This window comes from Frankia sp. AgKG'84/4, assembly GCF_023242965.2.
In the GTDB taxonomy this organism is placed as follows: Bacteria; Actinomycetota; Actinomycetes; order Frankiales; family Frankiaceae; genus Frankia.
The window spans coordinates 1-2627 of record NZ_JALKFU020001190.1 but is presented as its reverse complement, the minus strand read 5'-3'; the positions used below and the strand labels follow the sequence as shown (position 1 = coordinate 2627).

The 2627-nt window shown below is 71.2% G+C and carries 3 protein-coding genes; 2 read left to right on the top strand and 1 reads right to left on the bottom strand.

From position 1 onward, the window contains the following. On the top strand, positions 1 to 188 hold a 188-nt coding region (locus MXD58_RS28570; protein WP_250611277.1), incomplete at its 5' end, for a hypothetical protein. A 74-nt stretch (positions 189 to 262) separates the two neighbouring features. Next, on the top strand, positions 263 to 2218 hold the full coding sequence (locus MXD58_RS28565; RefSeq protein ID WP_308302068.1) for a M13 family metallopeptidase: 1956 nt from the start codon (positions 263 to 265) through the stop codon (positions 2216 to 2218). A gap of 36 nt (positions 2219 to 2254) precedes the next feature. Here the strand turns inward: MXD58_RS28565 and MXD58_RS28560 are convergent. After that, positions 2255 to 2627 (bottom strand): acyl-CoA thioesterase (locus MXD58_RS28560; RefSeq protein WP_250611275.1); only part of this gene is annotated, 373 nt, incomplete at its 5' end.

Genomic DNA, 2627 nt, shown 5'->3' with positions numbered 1-2627 from the left:
ACCTCGACCACACCGACGGCATCACCCTGTTCCTGCGCGCCGCGGCCGACGCCGACCCCCGCTACACCGCCCTGTACACCGCTGCCGGGCGTCTACACCCCGACGTCGCCCGCATCGACACCGGCGCCCTACGCGCCGACGGCGCGGCGCTGCTCGCCGCCTGCGGCGCCGCCGGCCTCCCACACTGAGGCACCCGAGGCGCGGGCGTCCGGTACGCCGCGGTGCTTTCCCTGACGCCCGATCGATTGGAGAATTTCTTCTCGTGAGCATCCTCGATGACGCCCGCCCAGGCATGGACCCCGACGTTCGCCCGCAGGACGACCTGTTCGGCCACGTGAACGGCCGATGGCTCGCGGCGACGGAGATCCCGTCGGACCGTTCGAGCTGGGGTCCGTTCATGCAGCTGGCGGACACCGCCGAACAGCAGGTCCGGGACATCATCACCGACCTCGCCGCACAGGACCCGGCCGGCCAGAGCGAGGACGCTCGCAAGATCGGCGACCTCTACACGTCGTTCCTGGACACCGAGACGATCGCCGCGCTCGGGCTGAAGCCGGTCCGGTCGCTGCTGGACGCGGTGCGCGGGCTGGGTGACGCCGGCGAGCTCGCCGGGTTCCTCGGCGCGTTCGAGCGCACCGGCGGCCAGGGGCTGTTCGGCACCTACGTCGACACCGACGACCGCAACTCCGACCGCTACCTGTTCCACCTGGCCCAGGGCGGCCTCGGCCTGCCGGACGAGTCGTACTACCGCGACGAGCGCTACGCCGAGACCCGCGAGAAGTACCTCGCGTATCTCACCCGCGTCCTGGAACTCGGCGAACACGCCGATCCCGCCGCCGGCGCGGCGCGCATCCTCGCGCTGGAGACCGTGCTGGCGAAGGGCCACTGGGAGCGGGCCGAGACCCGTGACGTCCAGAAGACCTACAACCTGCTGACCGCGCGGGCGCTGCGCGAGCTGTGCCCGGCGTTCGACTGGGATGCCTACGTCGGCGCGCTCGGCGGGCAGCTCACCGGCCCGCACGCGACGCTCGCGGAGGTGTGCGTGCGCCAGCCGTCGTACCTCGCGCACCTCTCGACGGTGCTGACCACCACGGCAATCGAGTCGTGGCAGGACTGGCTGCTCAGCCGGGTGCTACGGGCGGCGTCGCCGTACCTGCCCGACCCGTTCGTCGAGACCGTCTTCGACTTCTACGGCCGCACCCTGAGCGGTACACCGGAGCTTCGCGCCCGGTGGAAGCGGGCCGTGGGCTTCGTCGAGGGCGCGATCGGCGAGGCCGTCGGCCGGGAGTACGTCTCGCGGCACTTCCCGCCGCAGGCCAAGGCGAAGATGGACGACCTGGTGGAAAACCTGCTCGCGGCCTACCGCGCGTCGATCTCCCGGCTGGACTGGATGACCGAGCAGACCAAGGACCGCGCCTACGAGAAGCTCGCGACATTCCGGCCCAAGATCGGCTACCCGGACGAGTTCCGGGACTACGCGGGGCTCCAGGTGCGGGCCGGGGACCTGATGGGCAACGTGCTGGCCGCCGCCGCGTTCGAGACCGACCGGCAGCTGAACAAGATCGGTTCGCCGGTGGACCGCGACGAGTGGTTCATGCTCCCGCAGACCGTCAACGCCTACTACAACCCCGGCACGAACGAGATCTGCTTTCCGGCCGCGATCCTGCAGCGGCCGTTCTTCAGCGCCGACGCCCACCCGGCGGAGAACTACGGCGGCATCGGCGCCGTCATCGGCCACGAGGTCGGCCACGGCTTCGACGACCAGGGCGCGCAGTACGACGGCGCCGGCAATCTCAACGACTGGTGGACCCCCGCCGACAAGGCCGCCTTCGAGGTGAAGTCGAAGACGCTGGTCGAGCAGTACAACGGCCTCTCGCCGCGCAACCTGCCGCAGGAGAAGGTCAACGGCGCGCTCACCGTCGGCGAGAACATCGGCGACCTCGGCGGGCTGACGATCGCCCACCACGCGTACGTGATCTCCCAGGGCGGCGACGCGGCGGTCGACGACCGGCGCCGGCTGTTCCTGAACTGGGGCTATGTGTGGCGCACGAAGCGCCGCCTGGAGCTGGAGCGCCAGTACCTCACCATCGACCCGCACAGCCCGCCGGAGCTGCGCGCCAACATCGTGCGCAACCTCGACGAGTTCCACGAGGCCTTCGGCACCGCGCCGGGCGACGGCCTGTGGTTGGAACCGGCCGAGCGCGTCCGCATCTGGTAGCCGCCGCCGCTGACCCCGTCGGCCGGGCCGGCGGGGTCAGCGGCGCAGCATCCCGGATTCCTGGATGGCGGAGGCGACAAGCTGGCCATCCGCCGTGTAGAACATGCCCCGCGAAAACCCGCGCGCGCCGCCCACGCTCGGGCTGTCCTGGACGAACAGCAGCCAGTTGTCCGCGCGAAACGGGCGGTGGAACCACATCGCGTGGTCCAGGGAGACGATGTCGAGCTGGCCGGGCAGCGCGTCGTAGGGCAGCGACGAGGTGCGGGCCAGGGTCAGATCGGACAAGTACGTCAACGCGCAGACGTGCAGCAGCGGGTCGTCGGGCAGCGGCTGGCCGACCCGCACCCACACGTTCAGCCGCGGCATCCCGTCGGCGGCTCCCGCGGCCGCCATGGCGGCGGCCGTCGCC